The sequence below is a fragment of the Bacillus sp. DU-106 genome (genome assembly GCF_004799705.1).
GTDB classification, from domain to species: Bacteria; Bacillota; Bacilli; order Bacillales; family Bacillaceae_G; genus Bacillus_A; species Bacillus_A cereus.
This window is the reverse complement of the sequence record NZ_CP026607.1, coordinates 1475090-1497332: the sequence shown is the minus strand read 5'-3', so window position 1 is coordinate 1497332 and position 22243 is coordinate 1475090. Positions and strand designations below refer to the sequence as shown.

The window sequence follows — 22243 nt, the reverse complement described above, 5'->3', positions numbered from 1 at the left end:
CATTTCCAATTACAACTTCGTTAAAATGATTGGCCCATCTTTTGTAATCGCAATTGTATGCTCATATTGAGCTGATAATTTCCCGTCCATCGTTCGTGCAGTCCACCCATTTAAATCTACTTTAGAATATCGCATACCTATATTTACAATCGGTTCAATTGTAATTACCATTCCTTCTTGTAACTGAGGTCCTTGTCCTTGTTTCCCAAAATGAAAAATTGCTGGTTCTTCATGAATCTCTTTACCGATTCCATGTCCCGTAAAGTCTCTTGCAACAGAAAAACCTTCATTTGTTACATAACTTTCAATTGCATAGCCAATATCTCCTACATGGTTATCGATTATCGCCTGGTCAATTCCTTTATACAAAGCATTCTCAGCTACTAACAACAACTTTTCTGCTTCATCAGAAACTTTTCCAACTCTATACGTCCAAGCAGAATCTGAAAGACCTCCATTTAAGTTTACTACCGTGTCAATTGTTACAATATCACCCTCAGTTAAAGGAACATCGGCCGGAAACGCATGACACATTTCATCGTTTACAGATGCACATATCGCATATGGATATCCGTTGTACCCTTTCTGCTCAGACGTTGCACCATGCTGTTCTAAATATGCTTCAACAAACGTATTAATTTCTTTTGTAGTAATACCTGGTTTCATCATCTTCGCAATTTCTCTATGACATGAAGCAAGTAATTTTCCAGATTTATGCATTAACTCTATTTCATTTTTCGTTTTAATTATACTCATGCTGTCTCTCCTTACTAAACTTGCTATTTACTATTAAACTTCAATCATACACATCCTCTTCCAAAATTTCAAAACTTCCAATTACAAAAAGTATGATTTATTTCTGCATAAAAAAACAGAAGGAGATTCTTCTGTTTTTTAATCATTTTTACATATATAATTCATTTTCAAAAACTCAAAACAACTACCATTTGTTTTCTGTATAAACGTTCCAACTACTTCAAACCCTGCCCTTTTATACACTTTAATCGCTCTCTCATTAAATATAGCTACTGATAGTGTTATATACTTGCATCCATATTTTTCTTTACTAAAAGCTAGTATAGCGTTTAAGAACTGTAAACCAAATCCGTTCCCAGTTATATTAGGTCTCATTCCAAGACCAATATCAACCGTTCCGTCATTTATTTTACAAACAGTAAAATAACCAATGAGAGTGCCATTTTCCTTCACAGAAAATGTATGATTCCCTCTACTTTCATCATGTAAAAATTCAGCTAAATCTTCTTCATCTGCCTCTATATCGTAAAAGGAATATTTCCCTTCATAATGCCAGTTGTATGCAATTTCTTCTGCTTCTTCTTGCGTCATTACTGTATATGTATAGTCCATTCTCCCATCCCCCTTTAAAAAAGAGCTGCAATTAAGCAGCTCTTTTTTTACAACTCATAAATCTCTTTATATTTCGCTTCTAAATAATCGGCTAAGTAGTTTGCATTTAAGCCTTCACCTGTTACATCTTCTAAAATTTCAAGCGGCTTTTTCGTTTTACCATATTGGTGAATATGTTCTGTTAACCATTCACGAATCGGTGTTACGTTTCCTTCTTCTAATAATGCATCAAAGTTCGGAATGTCTTTTAACATTCTTTGCTTAAATTGCGCTGCATACATGTAACCAAGCGCATAAGATGGGAAGTATCCAAATGAGCCACCAGCCCAGTGAACATCTTGCAATACACCTTGTGCATCATTTTCCGGACGAATTCCTAAATATGCTTCCATCTTATCATTCCAAGCTGCTGGTAAGTCCTTCACTTGTAATGTACCATCAAATAATTCTTTCTCTAATTCATAACGCACCATAACATGAAGCGGGTATGTAAGCTCATCTGCTTCTATACGAATGAATGACGGCTTCGATTCGTTAATTGCATCATAAAATTCATCGACTGACATATCATCAAATTGACCATTGCTATACTCTTTTAATAAATCATAATTTTTCTTCCAGAATGATTTATTACGGCCGATAAAATTCTCAAAGAATAATGATTGTGATTCGTGAATACCCATAGATGTACCACTGCAAAGTGGTGTACCTTCAAATTGTTCTGCAATATTTTGTTCATATACTGCATGACCACATTCATGAATTGTTCCAAATACAGCCATACGGAAATCTTTTTCATCATAGCGTGTCGTAATACGAACATCCCCTCTATTTAATGTAATTTCGAAAGGATGTACTGTTTCATCAAGACGACCTGCTTCAAAGTCATAATTCAATTGCTTTAATAGTTCTAATGTAAAGTTCTTTTGTTTTTCTTTTGAAAACTGTTCCGATAAAGCACTTGTTTTTAATCCTTTTTTAGACTCAGAGATTTCTTTTACAAGCGGCACGATGCGCTCACGAAGTTGACCAAATACGTGATCTAAAACTTCTACTGTAATACCTGGCTCATACATGTCTAATAATGTATTATATTTATATGTTTCATAACCCCAATATGTAATAAATTTCTTTTTAAATTCAACAATTTTTTCTAAGTACGGGCGGAACATTTCGAAATCAGATTTTTCACGAGCTTCTTCCCACACACTCTCTGCTTTCGCTTCTAATTTCACATAAGCCTCATATTCAGCTTGTGGAATTTTTTTATTTCTATCATATTCTTTCCGACACTCTTCAACCATTTTCTTTGTCGTTTCAGAAAGTTTATCTTCACGTATTAAAGCTTCAAGTTCTGTTAAATAGTTTCCCATCTCATCTGAAGTCGACATAGCAAACACTTCTGACGAAAGCATACCAATTACTTCTGAACGCTGATCTACACCTTTTTTTGGTGCACCTGTTCTTAAATCCCAAAACATTAAACTTAATGCTTCTCCGTAATTCTGTATCTTCTTCACGTATGTTAAAAATTGTTTTTCTACCTCATATGTAGCAACTGTCATCGTATAAAAGCCTCCTTTTTCTACCTCAAATTTGATTCGACACAGAAACATAAATTCCTTTTATAATAGAAAAAAAGCTTGGCAAGCGCCAAGCTTTCTCCTTATAATTCTTTACCTTCTACTGGCAGTACATTTTTCACAGCTGCAACTACTTTCTCATCTTCTGAATCAGATAAGAAAATTGATATAGCACCTTTATCTTCACTTGTACGAATTAAACGCCCAATTCCTTGACGAAGTCGTAAAATCATATATGGTACATCTACATCCCAGAATGGATCATTTACGTGCTTACGTTTCGCTTCAAACACAGGATCGTTTGGAGGGAATGGTAAAGACCAAATAATAACGTGCGATAATGATGAACCAGGAATATCTAAACCTTCCCATAAATGAACCGCACAAAGTACAGTCTCTTCTTCATTTTGGAAACGAGAAACGAGCTGGCTAATTTCCTGATCTCCTTCATATAAGAACGGAACCGACATTTGCTCTTTACTTACATACTCTTTGAACGCTGCAAGCTCTTGCGTTGTACGGAATAATACAAGCGTACGTCCATTTGTTTTTTGTATATTTTCAAGTGTATATTGACACTTTCTTTCCCATTCATTTTCTTTCGTATGTGATAGTAAGTTTACTGTCATTTGCTCTTCGTAATCAAACGGTGAAGCAACTGAGAATGACAAGTAATCTTTTACCCCTAGGCTATTAGCTGTGAAAGCGAATGAATCGTTGTTCGATAATGTCGCAGAAGAGAAAATATACGGTATTTTCTTCGAGAATACTTTCTCTTGTAACACTTCTTCAACTGCACGTGGCATAATAACTAACGTGAAGGCACCATCACCTTCTTCACCCCAAGTAATTACATTTTTCTCGTGCATGAACAGACGAAGTGAATGTTCTAATACATCTAAATGCTCATCAACAATATTTAAATCATACGTGTTTACTGTATGCATTTCACTTTCGAATACTAATGCATCTCCAACTTCACCGATTTTTGCATAAAGTCGTTTCGCTTCAGCTGTTACTTTTTCTGTCACAGTAATTTCTAGACGATCAGAACCGGCAATTTCCTTTTTATTCTCTTGTAACACATCAAAGAATCGTTCAGTTTGCCAAATTGTTTCTTCTACTAAATGTGCAAACTCCTCACGAATATCGTTTTGTAGCAATCTCGTTAATAGTTGCTCCATCATCGTTTGCTTTAAACGGTATGTTAAAGCTTTTTGAGCTGCATATTCTACAAGATGTCCTTCATCGAATACAACGCAGCTACTTTCTGGTAATAATGGAATTTGCCCTTCACGCTTACGAGCATCGTACGTCCAAATATGATCCATATAGAAATCTTGAGAACAAATAATTAAATCTGCTGCTTTACGATAATGTTCACGAGAAAGAGTTTGTCCACAACGATGACGAGAATCACAAGTAAAGCAATCTTGGAAGTAATCCCAATTTACTTTTGACCATTCTTCGTCATTTAAAAGTGGAAATTCTTTTCTGTCACCATAGTGAGTAAAGTTTTGCATCGTACCATGATCGAATACAAACTGTGGTAACTCGTAATATACGTCTTCAATTACTTCTGGAGCTCGTCCACTCATAACATCTTCAAGTTTACGTAAGCATAAATAATTATCCATTGATTTTGCAAGCCTTACATCAACAGATAGCCCTAATGCTTCAGATAACTTAGCGATGTCCCCTTCTTCTTTCACAAGCTGCTCAATTAACGTTTCATCTGCACAAGCAATAATAGCTGGTTTCCCAGTATAACGCGCGTAACAAATTGCATATAGAAGATATACAATTGTTTTCCCTGTTCCTACACCAGCTTCTGCGAACATAACTTTCTTTTCTTGGAAAGCGCGTTCTAACTGAAACGCCATAAAAATTTGTTCATCACGCTCTTCAAAGCCTTTTTCCGGAAGGATGTCGTAAAACACATCTCCAATCCACTCATTCAACTTATCATAAAAATTATCTTGTTTTCCTACTTCAAATGGTAATCTCTTCTCAGTAAACATCCTTAGCCTCCAACCAAAAAGTTTTTCTATAAAAAGATAATAGCAACTGCTACGCATATGTGTGCAGCCACTTTCCCCTGTTGCAATACATAGAAATTCACGAAAAAAAATTTTCCTTTCGAAAAAGGAAAATTTTCTTCTATATTAATGACTTTAAATACCGTTTATCAATCGCTGTTTCATGTGAAAGAGCTGACAAATATTCTTCTTGTGCTTTTTGTATTTCATCTACAATCGCACCTTGACTATCCACTTCTTTTCCGAGCTCATCATACGTACGGTGAATAGCTTTTTGAATCATTGATAATTGAAAATTATCCATATGACTTCCTCCTTTACGCATTACATAATAGCCAGTATATGCGCGCTAGAGGAGTTTTATACTATGAATTACGCGGTGGACGTTTTCCGAAGTATTGGTAGTAATCTGTACGGATAAATCCGTTAAACAGCTTACGCTTCTTCGACGCATCTTTTCCGTAACACTTCTCAAATGCTTCGTAGCTTGTTAATACATACGCTGACCATGTATCTAATGGGCGGAATACTTGTCCCATTTCTTTATACAGTTGTTCAACGAGTGCTTTTTCACTTAAACGTTCTCCGTATGGAGGATTCGTTACAACGTAGCCATAATCCTCTTTTGTTGTGAAATCTTTTACTTGCATTTGTTTAAATGTAATTAAATCGCCTAAGCCTACTTCTTCTGCGTTATCTTGAGCAACTCGAATCATACGATGATCAATATCTGATCCAATGATTTGTAATCGTTGATCATAGTTCGCTAAATCTTCAGCTTCTTGACGAGCTTCACGCCAGTTTTGTTTACCTACCCAGCCCCACTCGTCAGATGCGAAACCACGGTTAAATCCTGGTGCAATGTTTTGTCCAATTAATGCTGCTTCAATCGGAATTGTACCTGATCCACAGAATGGATCAACAAATGGACGATCTGGCTTCCAGTTTGTTAATTTAATTAAAGACGCAGCTAATGTTTCTTTTAACGGAGCTTCCCCTTGATCCATACGGTATCCACGTTTATGAAGCCCAACACCGCTCGCATCAATTGTTAATGTTGCAATATCCTTGAGCATTGCAATCTCGATACGGAATAACGGACCATCTTCTTCAAACCAAGTTGTACGTTTATATGTTGTTTTTAATTTTTCAACGACAGCTTTTTTAACGATACGTTGGCAATCCGAAACACTGAATAATTCAGATTTTAAAGATTTACCGATAACAGGGAATTCACCATTCTCTGGAATATAATCTCCCCAGTTTAATGCTTTCGTTTTTTCAAATAGCTCATCAAATGTCGTTGCTTTAAATTCGCCAACTTTAATTTTTACACGGTCCGCAGTACGTAACCATAAGTTCGTACGACAAATCGCCTTTTCATCTGCTTCAAATGTTACTTTGCTGTTTTCTACTTGACATTCATAACCAAGATCGCGAACTTCTCGGGCAACTAACGCTTCAATACCCATTGCCGCTGTTGCAATTAAAGTAACTTTTCCCATTTGCATTCACCTCTTATGTATATTCAAACAATAATTAATAGCAATTGGTCCTATTAATTATTACATTTTACGAAAAATTTTCTCATTAACCATTTTAACTCATACTTTATAACTTCATACAAATAAAAAGCCCTCCTCTAACAAAGGAGAGCTGAGTTATTTCATAGTTGGTTCATAACGTTCTGTAAGCCATGTTCTGTTCCTTTGTACTACAAACGGCCCACGCCTCGTACTCCGGTGGCAATCATCTATCTACAGGTTATAAAACCTGTCCTTTCCCGTCGTTCATTTCCTTGGAAAAGATTCCCCTACCATTATTTGGGTTTCTCGCTCGTGGGGTTTACCTCGTTCCACTCCTATCATTTCTTCAAGGACTTCGTCACTGTGGCACTTTAAAGGTAGTCAAACCATATCCGAAAGGACTTAGGTTTTTTCCCTGCCGTTAAACCAGCCTTACAGCCAGAATACCCTAGCTTATGAATTGGCTAGGCACGAACACTACAGCCATCTCAGGCCGTGCGAGCATGGACTTTCCTCTACAACGTTGGCGTTGCAGCGATTACCCAAACGTTATGACATCCATTAGTATAGTGGAAACAAAAAGATTTTGCAACGTTTTTTTCTATGTAAAATGCTTAAACCTTTTCCCACCTTACATCATTCGTATAACTTACTTCCAAATACAGCTTTTTCTAAGTTAGATAAGCGTTTTAAAATATCCGTATTCGTGTTGTTATAAACCGGTTGTGCAACTGGTGTTTGTACAGGTTGTTGTGGAACTTGCGTTACTGCTAGTTTTTGTTCCTCTAATTCACGCTTTAAACGAGCATTTTGTTGCTTTAATTGCTCAAACTCTTTGTGGAAAGCTTCATAGTCTTTAATGATCATATCAAGAAACTTGTCTACTTCTTCTTGCTGATAACCTCTCATACCTGTTTTAAATTCTTTTTCTAAAATATCTTTCGCTGTTAATTTAATTTTATCCGAAATCATTTTCTTCACCTCAAATTTTTACCAAAACTTTCATTAACTAAATTTTTTCAGAAACAATGCTTTTTGTCAATCATATATACGAGTACTATATTACATATTACTCTGCATTATTCCACTGTTCCTCTTCTATTATATCTTGTAAATCAGAAAAAAGAATGAAATAACTGTGATAATTTTCTATTTCCCCTTTTTTCTTTGCTGATTCTACAATATATTTGGGACTTCCTGGTTTTTCTTCATCGTATACCGCTAAAAGCGCATCACTTTTTTCAATAAAAAATTGATTTTTTAATTTAAATTGCTCTGGGCTTTCATACTTCCGTTTCGTGATACTATCAACATGGTCTGCTTGAGAAAGAATAAATTCGTAATATTCACGATTATCTTCTTTCCAATTTTCTTCTTGTTCTAAAAACGGAGTGAATACCGCTAATTTTAAATCAGGATATTCTACTTGCATTTCAAAAACAACTTCAGCAGCCCATAATTCTACACCTAATTGGCCGCTTATTATAACCCATTCTAAACCATCTTCTACAAAAGTGATTAATTTACGGTGTAATGCTTTCTTTATACACTCCACTCCTGGATGATCATTTTTAAATATTCCAAGTTCAAATGGCTTATATCCTGTTACTGCAATAACTTTCATATCAACACTCCAATTACAAAAAAAGAACTAGCATTTCGCTAGTTCTAACATATCATTTACTTTTTAAATATTCCACCAACGTTTGGTCCGATATTTGGACCTACTGGTGATACATTGTTTGGTAAAAACGGTGATACATTTGGTCCTGGTCCAAACGGTGATACATTCGGTCCTGGCCCAAATGGAGATATTTGATGACCGTGGTGATGATGATGATGATGACCATGGCCACACGGTCCACATCCGCCACCGAATCCTGGGTCGATTGGGTCCACAACATTTACATTTGAATTTGTTTGCGGGAAGAAGTTTTGGTTTTTAATTTGTTGATGATGTACATGTGTTGTATGTGTTGGGAAAATGTGTGGCACCACCGTTGTTGAAAAAGAGTGTGTTACGCATTGTTTCGTCGGATGAATGACAGGAGCAGTCGTACAAATAGGTCCTGTAGGCTTATGCCCTCCAAAGCAAGGATGACAATGATGCATAGTTTTTTCTCTCCTCTCTCGTTAAAAAAATCTGATTACACTTTACAGTATGAGAAAAGAGAGAAAGCCGTTTGTTATATATACCCATTTATTACAAGGAAATTTGTCTAGTCCTTTATTTCATTTACATTGTTTTTATAGACAATTCTTCAACATCACTTACCAAAAAAGCCTCCAACTTGCTTTACAATACCTGTCACTTGATTCATCGCATTCATCATTTGTCCAGCTGTATTCATCATTTTATTTACATCATAGTTACCATCTGATGTTTTAAATTGAGAAACAAAACTAGAAAACTGACTTGGCTGTTGTTGCTTTTGCTTACCCTGCGTCGGGTACGGTTGTTTTGGTGGATAAAACATCGCTTGTTGATTAGCATACGGAGATGGTGGTGGCATATAATATTGCGAATTCATATAAGGCTGCTGCTGTGGTTGATTCATGTATGGTTGCTGAGCTTGTGATTGTTGAGCTTGATTCACATAAGGTTGCTGCTGTTGTGGTTGTTGAGCTTGATTCACATAAGGTTGCTGCTGTTGTGGTTGTTGAGCTTGATTCATAAAGGACACTTCAAACGGTTGATAATAATTTTGATTTCCATAATAAGGCTCGAAAGGATACATATTATACCGTAAATATGTATCCGTATTATATTGGTACATATTTTGCTGTGCATATGGATTCGTTTGCTGATATAAGTTAGGTTGTTGAAACATGCATTCTCTCCTCCTTCACATAAGTTTCTACATATATAATATGTACCTATAAAATAATATGTGTGATGGAGTATCTGTCTATTTTTGTCGGAAGTTTAAATTTTTAAAAAATTAAAAAAGAAAACCCTTCCATGCTATGATAATGAAGAAGAAGATTCTCATGGGGGAGGAATCAACATGGTATTAGGGGATTTAAAACAAGCGTTTTCTCAAAAAAAGGGGTATTGCACAGAGAATGCAAATGAATTATTAGACTTTGCGAGACATTGGTATCTCGAAGGAAAAATATGCATATCAGATTATCGAACATTAATAAAAGAATTAGAAATAAACGGCGCAACAAAACCTACAACAATGACAGAAGCATAAAAATAACAAGAGGGCTCTCCCTCTTGTTATTTACATTGCTCAACTATATTTTGCAAAGTATACGAAATGGCTTGGTGTGTTTCAAAGAATCGTTTACCTTTACCTTTATTTACAAAGCATTGCAACACATTCGTTTGTAAATTATCATATACTTGATCAATTTGCTGTACATGTATATATTTTGGCTTTTCTTCTTTAATCCACTTATAAGCTAATTCTTTCCACTTCTTTAATTCCTCATCTACCATATCTACAAACGGTTTCATATCCTTATAAAAGTCGTATTCGGTTAGTTCTCTCTTTTTTACATTCGCTTCATTATTATACTGCATGAGTTTTTCTGAAGACTGTATTAATGCTTCATTCTTCATTTCTTTCCCACCTTATTATGCACTCACTACGACGTTTTGAAATGTCTTTACCCAATTCCCTTTCTCTTCGTGATGCACTAATTTATTTTCCATATGTTCAATATGCATTTCTGTTATTTCTATCTTATTGCATATTTTTTCACTCGCATCCTTTAATGCATGATTCATTCTAATCCCTATATTCATTTCCAGCAAATCGAGAGAACTTAACATTTGATCCATTTTTTTCATTACATCTTCCTTCTGAACCATCGCCATATACAAAACGCCTCCTTCTTTGCTTTTCCTTTGTCATGTAATTTCGCCGAATGATTCACCACTCCTGCCCACATGACAAAACTAGTTGTTATTCGTCAAAGAAATCATTTCGTATGTCATTTATAGAAATGGTAACAATACAAAAAGGAGGTGTATTACAATGGCAAAGAACAAAAATGAAAAAAAGAAAAACCAAAACAAACAACAAAATAAACCCGAGACTGGCAATCCAAAGCTAGATGGTCCAAACTTCCCTGCTACATAAAGCGAGACTTTATTACGAACAGTTAAATTTCAAGTCACCCTTAATCTCCTACTAGCATTACGTTTTGAGATTAAAGTTGTAGCACACATAGCAGGATTGTTTCAAATTAAGAAGTCCCGTCTTCAAAATGGAAGACGGGACTTCTTTTTTATTATATCATGAACTCATCCATCCTTTTAGCAAAACGATTTGCCATAGATAGCCTATAGATTTGTTCTCTCTTTCTTCTATACCATTCTGTTATATTAACTTCCCCTTTAGGTTCTTCAGGTACAAATAGCACATTCATTTTCATATTTGCACAAAACCAATCTCTCATTTTTATTTCTTCATGTAAAATAACAGGATAAATATCTCTAAGTGTTGGCGTATAAGACTTTCGAGTTTCCTTTGCGTAAACTTCATAATCTTCTCTAGACCCAGTATGTGTAGTTTGCAATGCAAACTTATAAAACGAACCATTATAAATTGGATGAAACAATAACCATGCTAATTTTTTTCCTAGTTCTATACGCTGTTGTAACGTTTCAAATTGATAAACCGAAAATCCATACATTCTCCCTTCAATTGTTGGGAAGATAACTGCACTAATATGAAGTCTTTCTTGTACTTTAAAAAGTGCAGTATGGAATACATGTTTTTTAAAATATGTGTTCTCAATGACTGGTTTTTGAATTTTATTTTGCTCATTTATAATAAGCGCTGTCATAAGCCTATTCATATCTCTTCTTTCCCAGAAAAGTAACCATTCTTTTTCCATAAAAATTGATACGTTGAAATATTGCAACAAATGAAAGAGAGGTGCACGTCTCTTCTTACTTTCCTCATACAATAATAGCTGAGGAAATGCATCTAAAAAAATAATCCAATTAGCCTGTTCGTACAGAATAAATAAATGTTTTTTTACCGTTCTAGGTAAAACAGTAGCATAATATCTCCCTTCTAAATCAGTCATATTCCAGCCCGCATTTCTCGAAACCATACTCGCTAAAAAGGCCCACCTGATTTCACTATTTCTTAAATAATATTCTTGATAAGATTGTGTCCGAGAAATATTGTCCACATTAGCTATTTCTGTTTTCTTTTTAATATTGTGAATGATTGCTTTTTCTTCCTCTGTACAAAAATTTTTTTCTCGATTTTGTTTCATTTTCATATAATCATTCCATGTAAACATAAATAAGTCATCATACCTTTCATCAAAAAGGTCACATCTTTTTTCATTTTTTGATATAATCACCTTTGTAAGTAATTCTTAGCAAGTTGGGGGTGGACACACTATGACCATTCGTTACCCAAATGGAAAAAGGTATAATCAAGCTTCACAACCTCAAAAAACACCTATAAAAACACATACTTATAGTAATAGAGGTATGTCCCTTGAAGAGGAATTGAATGAAACAAATCAATATTACTTAACCCATAATATTGCATGTGTACATAAAAAGCCTACACCTCTTCAAATTGTAAAAGTAGATTACCCCGCTCGAAGTGCTGCAGTGGTAAAAGAAGCGTATTTTAAACAACCTTCTACAACAGATTACAACGGTGTATACAAAGGGAAATACATCGATTTTGAAGCAAAGGAAACAAAAAATAAAACTAGTTTCCCACTTCAAAACTTCCACCTTCATCAAATTGAACATATGAAGCAAGTGGTTGCTCATAATGGAATTGCATTTGTTATTATTAAATTTACACTTTTTGATGAATTTTATTTACTAGATGCAAAACATATTATTGCATTTTGGAATCGTCAAAATACTGGTGGACGCAAGTCGATTACGAAAGAAGAAATAGAAGAGCATGGATCCTTATTATCATGCGGTTATCACCCTCGGATTGACTATATCCGTGTACTAGACATGGTTTATTTTTCGTGATAGAGTCATCACTAAGGCTCTTTTTTCGACTTTTGGGGGAGAGAATGAAAGGTAGGAGAAAGTATAATGTCAGATAATTATCGTTCTCGTACAGAACGAAATCATGTGAAAAATCAAGAGAAAAAAACACATAAAGAAGAAAAACCAAAGAAAAAAGGCTCCTTTTTCAAGAAATTTCTTATAGGTTGTCTACTTCTTGGTATCGTTGGTCTTGTAGCCGGCGTTTCCGCTTTCTTTGTTATGGTAAAGGATGCTCCAAAATTAGACAAAGCCAAACTTGTTAATCCTTTATCAACAAAGTTTCTTGATAAAAACGGGAATTTCTTCTATGAATACGGTGCTGAAAAACGAACACACGTTACTTATGATCAAATTCCAAAAGTAGTTGAAAATGCATTCCTTGCAACTGAGGATTCGCGTTTCTATGATCATAATGGAATTGATTTTAAACGAACTACAAAAGCAGTTATGGAAAATGTCACTGGTGGTTTCGGTTCCCAAGGTGGTAGTACGATTACACAGCAAGTCGTTAAAAACTACTTTCTAACGATGGACAAAACTGCTAAAAGAAAAGTACAAGAATGGTACTTATCTTACAAATTAGAGCAACAATACTCTAAACATGAGATTTTAGAAATGTACTTAAATAAGATTAATTTAGGTAACCGTTCATACGGTATTGCGACAGCAGCGCAAAAATATTATGGTAAAGATTTAAAAGACTTGCAATTACATGAAGCTGCTATGCTCGCTGGTTTACCCCAAGGTCCAAACATTTATGATCCAACAAAAAAGGAAAATGTTGAACGAGCAACAAATCGTCGTAATGTCGTATTATCATTAATGAATCGACATGGTTATATAACAAAAGAAGAAATGAATAACGCCGTTAAGATCCCAGTAACTGAGGGCCTTCAACCGTCTTCAGAAGTAACTGAGATGAAGTATCAAGCATTTTTAGATGCGGTTGTAAAAGAAGTTGAAAAAGAATATCCTGATGTAAATATCGGTTCAGATGGTTTAACGATTCATACAACACTTGATCAAGATGCTCAAGATTACGCTGAAAAAATTATGGATGGTAATCTTATTAAGTATCCAAACGATCAATTCCAAGGATCATTCGTATTTATGGATACACAATCTGGAGAAGTTCGAGCAATTGGTGCTGGACGTAAAGAAAATAAGTCCACTTTCAAAGGTCATAATATGGCAACTGATTTAAAACGCCAAGTTGGTTCAACAATGAAACCAATTTTCGACTACGGTCCAGCGATTGAGAATCTTCAATGGTCTACTTACCATCAATTAAATGACTCTGAATATACTTATTCGGATGGCACAAAGATTAAAAATGCTACAGGGAGTTTTAAAGGTGACGTTTCACTTCGTGAAGCATTGAAGAAGTCATTAAACATCCCGGCTTTAAAGACAGCTCAAACAGTTGGACTTAATAAATCAAAAGAGTTTGCTGAAGGTTTAGGCATGACATTTGAAAATGGAGTACATGAATCTACTGCAATTGGTAGTAACGATAGTTCTCCATTAGCAGTAGCAGGTGCATATGCAACCTTCGGTAATAGTGGTAACTATAATAAACCACACTTCGTAAAAGAAGTAACCTTCCCGGACGGGAAAAAGAAAAGCTTTAAACCGAAAGAACAACGCGCTATGCAAGACTATACAGCTTACATGGTAACTGACGTTCTTCGTGACGTAGTAAAACCTGGTTCTGGTGGTACAGGACCAACAGCATATGTTTCAGGTGTTGACGTAGCGGGTAAAACTGGAACGCAAAACTTTGATGCAAAAGATTTAAAGAAATACGGCATTCCAGCTGATGCAAACAGGGATAGCTGGTTCGCTGGATATACACCACAATATACGATGGCTGTATGGACTGGTTACGTAAAGAATGGTCCAGAAAACTACATTAGTGATCGTTATACTAAAATTGCACAGCAAATGTTCCAAGTAATGATGAGCAAATTCGCTACAGATAAATCTCGCTTTGAACGTCCTTCTTCTGTACAAGAAATAAACGGAGAATTATACGTAAAAGGTGCGAAAAAAGATGCAATTAAACAAATTAAAGTAGATGCCCCTAGTGGTCTGAATGTCACTTTTGATGGCGCTAGCACAGTTACACTAAACTGGTCTGGACCAGCAGAAGTCGATGCATATGCAGCCAGCTATAAAGCAACTGATGGTTCAAGTGGTAGCCTATCAATAAGTGGTACGACAGCTACTCTTGGTGGTATTAAACCAGGTGTTACTTACAGCTTCTCTGTAGTAGCGAAAAAAGGCACTGGAACAAGCCCAGCAGTTGGTGCATCCTTCACTGCGCCTGGCGGAACTCCAGGTGCGAAAAAAGCTGAAGAAGAGGCTAAGAAAAAGGCCGATGAAGAAGCTAAGAAAAAAGCTGATGAAGAAGCCCAGAAAAAGGCTAATGAAGATAAAGTAAAACAAGACGAAGCTAAGAAAAAGGCTGAAGAAGAGGCTAAGAAACAACAAGAACAACAGCAAGAACAACAACGTAAACAGCAAGAAGAAGCTCAAAAGAAAGCTGATGAGGAAGCTAGAAGAAAAGCTGAAGAAGAAGCTAAGAAAAAAGCTGATGAAGAAGCTAAGAAGAAAGCTGAAGAAGAGGCCAAGAAAAAAGCTGAAGAAGAGGCTAAGAAACAACAAGAACAGCAACACCAAAATACCGGAGGAGATACACCTCACGCAGACGGTGCTGTTGTTACAACAGAGTCCTAATATACAAAAAAAGAAGTCAGTTTCTCTTAACGAGAAGCGGACTTCTTTTTTGTTATCATTTTCTTTACATACAGCTTTTCTATTTCGATATACAACTGCGCTAATTGAATATAAGAATGATAATTACTCGGTTTCTTTATAATGAATGAATATCTTTCCATAAAATTAACAGGTTGCACTTTTAATTTATTCGTATTTATTTGCATTTCATTCAAACTATGAACAGGTTGTTCATTTAGCCAATAGACAACCGATAACAAGTGAGCTGCAAAAAGAATCATTGGTCCCTCAGCCTCTTGCTTATTTCTATTTCGAAACAGTATAGCAATGTCTTCATGCTTATTTTTCCATACATTCAACATCGCTGGAATGCTGTTTTCAATTTCCTTCCACGGCTCATACTGTCTTTCAATATCAAATATAAAGTAAGTATTTTGTATTATCTCTTCAAAAGAATTGTCTGTATGATACTTAATTAAATTTACACTTTCTTTAAAAAATGGTAAACAGTGAAATTCTTTCGGTATTTCTATAACTCGCTCCATCCTTTATTTCACCTTCATTCGCTTCTTTCCTTCACGACATACTTCTAACAGTCTGCACTCCTCACATTGCGGTCGTTGTGCTTTACAGTGATAACGTCCAAAGAAAATCATACGATGATGTGTAACTCCCCACTCATCCATCGGTACTTTCTTCATTAATGTTTTTTCTACTTCTAACACCGAATCTTTCCATCTACAAATCGCTAACCGTTTACTCACTCTTTCTACATGCGTATCAACAGCAATTGCCGGGATGCCATACGCTACCGAAACAACTACATTTGCTGTTTTTCTCCCTACTCCTGGTAATTTCGTCAACTCGTCACGGTCTTCTGGAACTTTTCCATTGTAATCATCCAGCAACATCTGACACAATTTTTGAATGTTTTTTGCTTTATTTCTATACAACCCAATAGAACGTATATCTTGTTGTAACTCTTCCAAAGATACACTTAAATAATCTTCTGGTGTTTTATATTTTTGAAATAAATTTTTCGTCACTTTATTTACAAGTGCATCTGTACATTGTGCAGATAGTGCCACCGCGATTACTAATTCAAAAGGATTCTCATGAATTAATTCACAATGTGCTTCTGGATACATATCCGCCATTGTGTCTAAACAATAGCGAATTTGCGTTTTATTTAACATATACTTCCTCCTATATTACTGCTCCAACCAATTATAAAAAGGCACTTTTCCAGTAAATTTCGTCTCTTGTTTTGTCATTTGTTGTGCTCTTTGTTGATTCGCTCTAAATTTTTGACCTTGATTTTGAGCCTGATCTACCGTTTTAATTCCATTCTTTTTCCACTCAAATAAAATACGATCAATATATCGGAAATTTAGTTTTCCACTCATTACAGCTTCTCTAAGAGCCGCTTGAATTAAATTTGGATGATGTTGATCTTGGTCCTCCCACATTCCTAACGTTTCACATTCGAACGGCGAAAGTGGTCTTCCAAATTCTTTTTCAAATACTGTATATAAATTTACTTGCAGCTGTTTTTTTTCTTTTTGCTCTTCCTCTATTGATTCATCCATTAAGAAATGTAATATTTTTTCCCATAACGGTTGTAAAGAATAACTTTCGCACATCATCGCTTCTGATCTTTGTCCACCTTCTAGTGATAAAAACCCTTTTTGAATCAATGCTTGAATTACTTCCATACATTTCATTTCCGTTATCGTCATCCGTTCAGAAATCTCTGATGGAGTCGGAAACGAATTACCTGATTCTAAAAATGTGTGTACATGAAGTACGACCATAAATTCCGTCTCATTTAAACCTAATTTTTTATAATGCATCATAAGTAATTTTGGAATTGCAATGCTTCCCTGCTCAAACCACTGTAACATCATTTTCTTTTTCATCACCAAACACCTCGCTCTCTAGTATAACACACCTTTAGCTATTTCTTTTTGCCACAATTCGTCAAAAAAACCTCCCTATTAATGGGGAGGTTTTTTATATTACATGAATGAAATATAAAATTAAGCTTGCACTTTACTTTTCATAAATGTATGGATACGCTCTAATGCTTTCTCTACTTGTTCAAGAGATGTCGCATATGATAAGCGAACATTATTTGGAGCACCAAATCCTGTACCTGGTACAAGAGCCACTTTTTCCTCTTCTAATAGAGCTTTTGCCCAATCATCAACTGTTGCATATCCTGATAAAGCTACAGCTTCTTTTACGTTAGGGAATAAGTAAAATGCACCTTGCGGTTTAATGCAAGTAAAGCCAGGGATTTGAATTAATTTATCATAAATGATGTTTAATCTCTCTTCAAAGGCTTGACGCATTGTTTCCACAGGTTCTTGTGAGCCTGCATATGCCGCAATTGCGCCGTATTGAGCGATTGAAGTAGGGTTTGACGTACTATGACTCGCTAAGTTCGTCATCGCTTTAATAAGCTGCTTATTTCCTGCAGCATATCCAATACGCCATCCTGTCATAGAATGAGATTTAGATACACCATTAATAATAAGTGTTTGTTCTTTTAATGCATTAGAAAGCTGGGCAATTGAAGTATATTCTACGCCACCATAAATTAATTTTTCATAAATTTCATCAGAAACGATTAAAATATCATGTTCTAAACATACTTCTCCAAGCTGTTGTAATTCTTCTTTGCTATAAATCATTCCTGTTGGATTGCTCGGTGAATTAATAATAACTGCTTTCGTTTTCTCTGTAATTGCCTCACGCAGCTGCTTTGCTGTAATTTTGTACTCATTGTCTTCTAAACCTTCTACATAAACCGGCTTACCGCCAGCAAGCTTTACTTGCTCTGGATAGCTTACCCAGTAAGGAGTTGGGATGATAACTTCATCTCCCTCATCAAGTAATACTTGGAATAATGTATACAATGCATGCTTTGCACCATTACATACAATAATTTCAGATGGATCATACGCAATACCTTGATCGCGAGTAAATTTCTTCACAATTTCTTGTTTTAACGATTGTAATCCACCTGTTGGTGTATACTTCGTATGCCCTTCTAACATCGCTTTATGTGCAGCATCCATAATATGCTCTGGTGTATTAAAGTCAGGTTCCCCTGCCCCTAATGCAATTACATCATGACCCTCTGCTTTTAATGCTTGTGCCTTTGCTGTAATTTCTAAAGTTGAAGACGGTGTTAAAGCAGCTACTCGCTTTGCTAATTTCATTTGTAGTTCCCCCTACATCTATTTTTCAATGCTATATCGTCTTAAAAATTTTCCATCTTTAAATTCAAGATAGTAATAACTATAACGATTGTCATCATCAATATATGTAACTTCCCATAGTGGTACATCATTTTCAAAGCCTAATTTCACTTTCATAATCTCTTTCGGCTTACTTTTTGATTCCTTACTTTCATTGCCGACTTGCTCTATTGTTCTTTGTATAGCCTCTTTTTCAGAAATACCTTCGCTCTTTTTCCTTACTACAGTATCCCCTTTTTTCTCAGGCACCCAAACGATAAGTTGTTCTCCCTTTTCATCTGTACCTTGCACGACTATATATGCAGATTTTCCGTTGTAATAATCAACAGATTTCACCTTTGTAAGCTTTGCTTTTTCTTTAGCAATTTCTACAAATTTCGACTCTTTTGGAATTTTCTTTCCCATCGCTTTATTATAAACATACGCCCCATATATTCCGCTAGCAACGATAACAATAATGATTGCAAAGATCCACTTTTTCATTGTATCACTACGTTCTGTAAATCGTAAATACAGCTGTTTCTTTATCTTTTTCGTCTAATGCTAGTCCGAACATGAGGTCCTGCTCTTTTAACGTACGATTTAAACTATCAACAATTTTATACAAATCCGACGAATATTTAATACGCGTCGTTGATAGTACTTCGATTTTCTTCTCCATGAAAAAACTCCTCCGTTACACAAAAATTTCTAATTATAGAAGAACGCAATGCGGTTACAATAAGAGTACATTCTTTACAACCCCTGCTTCATCACCCATCTATTATAGCAGGACATGTACAGCAAAAAAAGGTTTCAAGTCGAAAACCAACACATTTTGTATACAAGAAGTAAGAAAAATAAAATTCCTCCTACCCACATTTTTTACGCCTGAAGTTTATAAGTACTTCAGGCGTATTTTTCTTCCATTTTTATTCATTTGGTGGTTCTTCTAATTGTACTAACAATTCTTCTAATGGCCCTTCATAAAGAGGTACGTTAGGAATCGATTGTAGAAATCTTTTTCCATAGGAAGAACTCGTCAAACGACGATCTAACACTACTACCGTTCCTGTATCTGTATTCGTTCGAATTAAGCGGCCGAATCCTTGTTTGAAACGTAATATTGCTTGTGGAAGCGCTAATTTAGCAAATACATCTTCACCTTGATTTTTTAGCCACTCACCTTTCGCTTCCATCATCGGCTGATGAGGAGGTGTAAATGGTAGACGGACTATAACAAGACAACTTAAGGCATCTCCCGGAATATCTATTCCTTCCCAGAAACTGCTCGTCCCTAATAAAATTGATTTGTCGAATTCTTGAAACTTTCGAATTAAGCGGCTTCGACTTCTATTATTCACACTTTGGGTCAGTAATAAATACCCCTCTAATTCATCATTATTTTTTAAATTCGCATACGCTTCTTTTAACATTTCATACGAAGTGAATAAAACGAGCATTCTGCCTTTTGTGGCTTTCGCTATCTTTGCAATATGTTCCGATACAGATTCAATATATCGCTCATTACTTACTTGCTTAATAAAAGGTACATCCGTTGACACCATTAATTTCATCTGTTCATCATAACGAAATGGCGACGGAACCTTTAAAGTATTTGGAGCGAAATCATGTAAACCAAGTTCCTCTTTTATATAATCAAACGTATCGTTAACTGTTAGTGTTGCGGATGTAAAAATAACACTCTTTTTTTCTGTTAAAAATTCATCAGCAAATCTTTCACCAATATGAACAGGCTGTGCATATAGAACTGTTGAATGAATCGTCCCTTTCGTTTCAGTCTCCATCCAAGTTACATACGAATTCTTTTCTAATACGAGTAACTGTAATGATTCTGCCATCTTTCTCAGCAACTCAATTAAATGCATAAATTCACCTGTTACAACATGCATCTCCCATTCTAACTTACTTTGCAATATATCCACTTGCTTCTCAAGAGCAGTTACTACCCTTCTTAATTCATATATAAAACGATTTGTTAATTCGACGATACTATCCCACAACTTACCTTTTTCTAGTTCTGCGTTATACCTATAGATGAGCGGCATATTATTCGTTCCTTGCTCTTGCTTTGTTTGTTTAAATATAAAAGTACGTAACATTTGGAAGAGTTCATCCGCATCAAACTTAAGTTCCTTCAAACTATAACTTATCATACGGAAAGTTGAACGAGATGCTTGCTCTGATTTTTTCATCATTTTATATACTTTGGAGAGTACATCTTCTGTTTCTAGTGTCCCAAGACGAGATATAACCAATTGAAAATACATACAAGAGAACTGTTCACCCAATGTTCTACTCGCGGCTTCTTCAATATGGTGAGCTTCATCAAAAATAATATGTTCGCATGAAGCAAACAACGGTTCTTCACTTGAAAAATCTTGAAATAATAACGCATGATTTGTAATAACGATATCTGCAAATAAAGCTTTATTCTTCGCTCGCTGGTAAAAACAACGACTAAACCAATTACTTTGCATACCGCCTGGACTATACGCATCGCTACAAATACGATTCCAAAGTAACTTTCCGCCCTCAGGAATATTTAATTCGTCTCGATCACCTGTTTCAGTTTGCAATAGCCAAACTAAAATCTTCGCCTTTGTAAGTGCCATATCATAATTTTTTTCTTCCTCTTGCAAAGCATACTCAAATTTATGTAAGCATAAATAATGCTTTCTTCCTTTTAGAAGAGCTACCTCAAATGAAAATGGCATTATTTTTTGTAATAACGGAATTTCTTTTTCTAATATTTGTTGTTGGAGTTGTACCGTTTGTGTACTTATAATGACAGGTTCTTCTTTTCTCTTTGCAAAATAAAGACTAGGAAGCAAATAAGCGAGAGTCTTTCCTGTTCCTGTACCGGCTTCAATTAGTGAAAAACGAGAATCTCTTAACGCCGTATATATCTCTTTCATCATCAGTTGTTGACTTTCTCTTCTTTCAAACTTTGGCATATGTGATTCCAATTTATCCATCGTTTTATTCAAGAAAGCATCAAACTTTGATGAACACGTTTCTCCAAGGTTTAAGGAATAGTTCCGCTTTTTCAGCGCAATATTTCGATGTATTTCATACTCCGCTATATCTTCTTTACCGTGCATTACTTTCTTTAAAATATTTTCAGAAAGCACATCAGCTATATCGCTTTGGAACACATCACTTAATTCATAAAGCGATTGCAACGTGACAAGTGGTAACTTTTCAATTTCATTTAAAAATTGTAAAAATAATTCCGCTGTTGCAAGAGCATCACTATCCGCACGATGTGGTTGATCGTGCTCTAGTTCATGCTTTTTAGCTAAATCACGTAATTTATAACTATCGGCTGTCGGCAAAAGAATTTGAGCCAATTCAACCGTGTCGATTTTCGGACAATGTATTTCTGTATATCCAGCTTGCCTTAATTCTTCATTTAAAAAATTCCAATCAAAGTGAACATTATGCGCAACGAAAGCCGCACCTTGTAATAGCTCAACAATCATCGGGGCTACATCTTGAAATAACGGGGCTTGTTTTACAAGACTTTCATCAATCCCTGTTAATTCTGTAATAAATGGTGGGATCTCTCTCTTTGGATTAACAAAAGACGAAAAAATCTCCAATATCTCTCCATCTTCTACTACAACAGCTGCAATTTGGGTAATTTTATCCTTCCCATCTTTCCAGGAGTTCCCTGTCGTCTCTAAATCAACAACGACATAACGCTTACTCATATATGTAA

The 22243-nt window shown here is 35.5% G+C and carries 24 protein-coding genes and 1 other RNA gene; 4 read left to right on the top strand and 21 right to left on the bottom strand.

What is annotated here, in order from left to right:
- Window positions 1-9: 9 nt before the first annotated feature.
- The 11 genes from C3Y97_RS07795 to C3Y97_RS07745 form a co-directional block, all read right to left on the bottom strand.
- Window positions 10-756, bottom strand: coding sequence for a type I methionyl aminopeptidase (locus C3Y97_RS07795; RefSeq protein ID WP_000022490.1), 747 nt, complete (start codon window positions 754-756; stop codon window positions 10-12).
- A 138-nt stretch (window positions 757-894) separates the two neighbouring features.
- Complete coding sequence (locus C3Y97_RS07790; protein ID WP_000386779.1) at window positions 895-1368, bottom strand: GNAT family N-acetyltransferase; 474 nt, start codon at window positions 1366-1368, stop codon at window positions 895-897.
- Window positions 1369-1415: 47 nt separating this feature from the next.
- A complete protein-coding gene (gene ypwA / locus C3Y97_RS07785; protein ID WP_000215077.1) occupies window positions 1416-2933 on the bottom strand; it encodes a carboxypeptidase in 1518 nt (505 codons plus the stop codon).
- A gap of 101 nt (window positions 2934-3034) precedes the next feature.
- The gene (locus tag C3Y97_RS07780; RefSeq protein WP_000493709.1) at window positions 3035-4972 is read right to left on the bottom strand and encodes an ATP-dependent DNA helicase; all 1938 of its coding nucleotides are present in this window, start codon (window positions 4970-4972) and stop codon (window positions 3035-3037) included.
- 139 nt (window positions 4973-5111) lie between these two features.
- Window positions 5112-5294 carry a DUF3921 domain-containing protein gene (locus C3Y97_RS07775; RefSeq protein WP_000368570.1) on the bottom strand — a complete coding sequence of 61 codons (183 nt, stop codon included), beginning with the start codon at window positions 5292-5294 and terminating at the stop codon, window positions 5112-5114.
- Window positions 5295-5355: 61 nt separating this feature from the next.
- On the bottom strand, window positions 5356-6495 hold the full coding sequence (locus C3Y97_RS07770) for a THUMP domain-containing class I SAM-dependent RNA methyltransferase (protein ID WP_000521224.1): 1140 nt from the start codon (window positions 6493-6495) through the stop codon (window positions 5356-5358).
- Window positions 6496-6675: 180 nt separating this feature from the next.
- An RNA gene (rnpB, locus tag C3Y97_RS07765) (RNase P RNA component class B) lies at window positions 6676-7066 on the bottom strand.
- 86 nt (window positions 7067-7152) lie between these two features.
- Entirely contained in the window at window positions 7153-7488 is a 336-nt protein-coding gene (gene gpsB / locus C3Y97_RS07760) for a cell division regulator GpsB (RefSeq protein WP_000622431.1), read from the bottom strand.
- 97 nt (window positions 7489-7585) lie between these two features.
- Window positions 7586-8140, bottom strand: a complete 555-nt coding sequence (locus C3Y97_RS07755; RefSeq protein ID WP_000862908.1) for an SLOG family protein — start codon at window positions 8138-8140, stop codon at window positions 7586-7588.
- A 56-nt stretch (window positions 8141-8196) separates the two neighbouring features.
- Window positions 8197-8628: a CotD family spore coat protein gene (locus C3Y97_RS07750; protein WP_000546272.1), complete on the bottom strand. Its 432-nt coding sequence runs from the start codon at window positions 8626-8628 to the stop codon at window positions 8197-8199.
- Between the two features lie 155 nt (window positions 8629-8783).
- Window positions 8784-9347, bottom strand: a complete 564-nt coding sequence (locus C3Y97_RS07745; protein ID WP_016122190.1) for a YppG family protein — start codon at window positions 9345-9347, stop codon at window positions 8784-8786.
- A gap of 177 nt (window positions 9348-9524) precedes the next feature.
- Here C3Y97_RS07745 and C3Y97_RS07740 point away from each other — a divergent pair, with 177 nt between their 5' ends.
- Entirely contained in the window at window positions 9525-9716 is a 192-nt protein-coding gene (locus C3Y97_RS07740) for a YppF family protein (RefSeq protein ID WP_000242652.1), read from the top strand.
- A 26-nt stretch (window positions 9717-9742) separates the two neighbouring features.
- Here the strand turns inward: C3Y97_RS07740 and C3Y97_RS07735 are convergent, their stop codons facing one another.
- Together C3Y97_RS07735 and C3Y97_RS07730 are read right to left on the bottom strand one after the other, a co-directional pair.
- Entirely contained in the window at window positions 9743-10087 is a 345-nt protein-coding gene (locus tag C3Y97_RS07735) for a YppE family protein (RefSeq protein ID WP_000786939.1), read from the bottom strand.
- Window positions 10088-10102: 15 nt separating this feature from the next.
- On the bottom strand, window positions 10103-10345 hold the full coding sequence (locus tag C3Y97_RS07730) for a hypothetical protein (RefSeq protein WP_001252036.1): 243 nt from the start codon (window positions 10343-10345) through the stop codon (window positions 10103-10105).
- Window positions 10346-10430: 85 nt separating this feature from the next.
- On the opposite strand from C3Y97_RS07730, the gene C3Y97_RS28330 reads away from it, so the two are divergent.
- Window positions 10431-10610, top strand: a complete 180-nt coding sequence (locus C3Y97_RS28330; protein WP_001987054.1) for a hypothetical protein — start codon at window positions 10431-10433, stop codon at window positions 10608-10610.
- 151 nt (window positions 10611-10761) lie between these two features.
- On the opposite strand, the gene C3Y97_RS07725 is transcribed toward C3Y97_RS28330, so the two are convergent.
- Window positions 10762-11787: a DUF2515 domain-containing protein gene (locus C3Y97_RS07725; RefSeq protein ID WP_000495659.1), complete on the bottom strand. Its 1026-nt coding sequence runs from the start codon at window positions 11785-11787 to the stop codon at window positions 10762-10764.
- Window positions 11788-11890: 103 nt separating this feature from the next.
- Between C3Y97_RS07725 and recU the strand changes: the two genes are divergently transcribed.
- Together recU and C3Y97_RS07715 are read left to right on the top strand one after the other, a co-directional pair.
- Window positions 11891-12493, top strand: coding sequence for a Holliday junction resolvase RecU (recU, locus tag C3Y97_RS07720; RefSeq protein ID WP_000155598.1), 603 nt, complete (start codon window positions 11891-11893; stop codon window positions 12491-12493).
- Between the two features lie 66 nt (window positions 12494-12559).
- Complete coding sequence (locus C3Y97_RS07715; RefSeq protein ID WP_086692568.1) at window positions 12560-15253, top strand: PBP1A family penicillin-binding protein; 2694 nt, start codon at window positions 12560-12562, stop codon at window positions 15251-15253.
- 26 nt (window positions 15254-15279) lie between these two features.
- On the opposite strand, the gene C3Y97_RS07710 is transcribed toward C3Y97_RS07715, so the two are convergent.
- From C3Y97_RS07710 to dinG, 7 genes are all read right to left on the bottom strand, one after another.
- Window positions 15280-15798 (bottom strand): YpoC family protein, encoded by a 519-nt coding sequence (locus tag C3Y97_RS07710; protein WP_000442650.1) that lies wholly within the window; start codon window positions 15796-15798, stop codon window positions 15280-15282.
- Between the two features lie 3 nt (window positions 15799-15801).
- Window positions 15802-16449, bottom strand: coding sequence for an endonuclease III (gene nth / locus C3Y97_RS07705; RefSeq protein ID WP_000933030.1), 648 nt, complete (start codon window positions 16447-16449; stop codon window positions 15802-15804).
- A 15-nt stretch (window positions 16450-16464) separates the two neighbouring features.
- Window positions 16465-17172: a DNA replication protein DnaD gene (dnaD, locus tag C3Y97_RS07700; protein WP_000728542.1), complete on the bottom strand. Its 708-nt coding sequence runs from the start codon at window positions 17170-17172 to the stop codon at window positions 16465-16467.
- A gap of 120 nt (window positions 17173-17292) precedes the next feature.
- Window positions 17293-18480: an aspartate transaminase AspB gene (gene aspB, locus C3Y97_RS07695; protein ID WP_000761560.1), complete on the bottom strand. Its 1188-nt coding sequence runs from the start codon at window positions 18478-18480 to the stop codon at window positions 17293-17295.
- 18 nt (window positions 18481-18498) lie between these two features.
- Entirely contained in the window at window positions 18499-19002 is a 504-nt protein-coding gene (locus C3Y97_RS07690; protein ID WP_000758739.1) for a cell wall elongation regulator TseB-like domain-containing protein, read from the bottom strand.
- 7 nt (window positions 19003-19009) lie between these two features.
- A complete protein-coding gene (locus tag C3Y97_RS07685; RefSeq protein WP_000412179.1) occupies window positions 19010-19180 on the bottom strand; it encodes a YpmA family protein in 171 nt (56 codons plus the stop codon).
- A gap of 250 nt (window positions 19181-19430) precedes the next feature.
- Window positions 19431-22235: an ATP-dependent DNA helicase DinG gene (gene dinG / locus C3Y97_RS07680; protein WP_065212120.1), complete on the bottom strand. Its 2805-nt coding sequence runs from the start codon at window positions 22233-22235 to the stop codon at window positions 19431-19433.
- Window positions 22236-22243 lie beyond the last annotated feature (8 nt).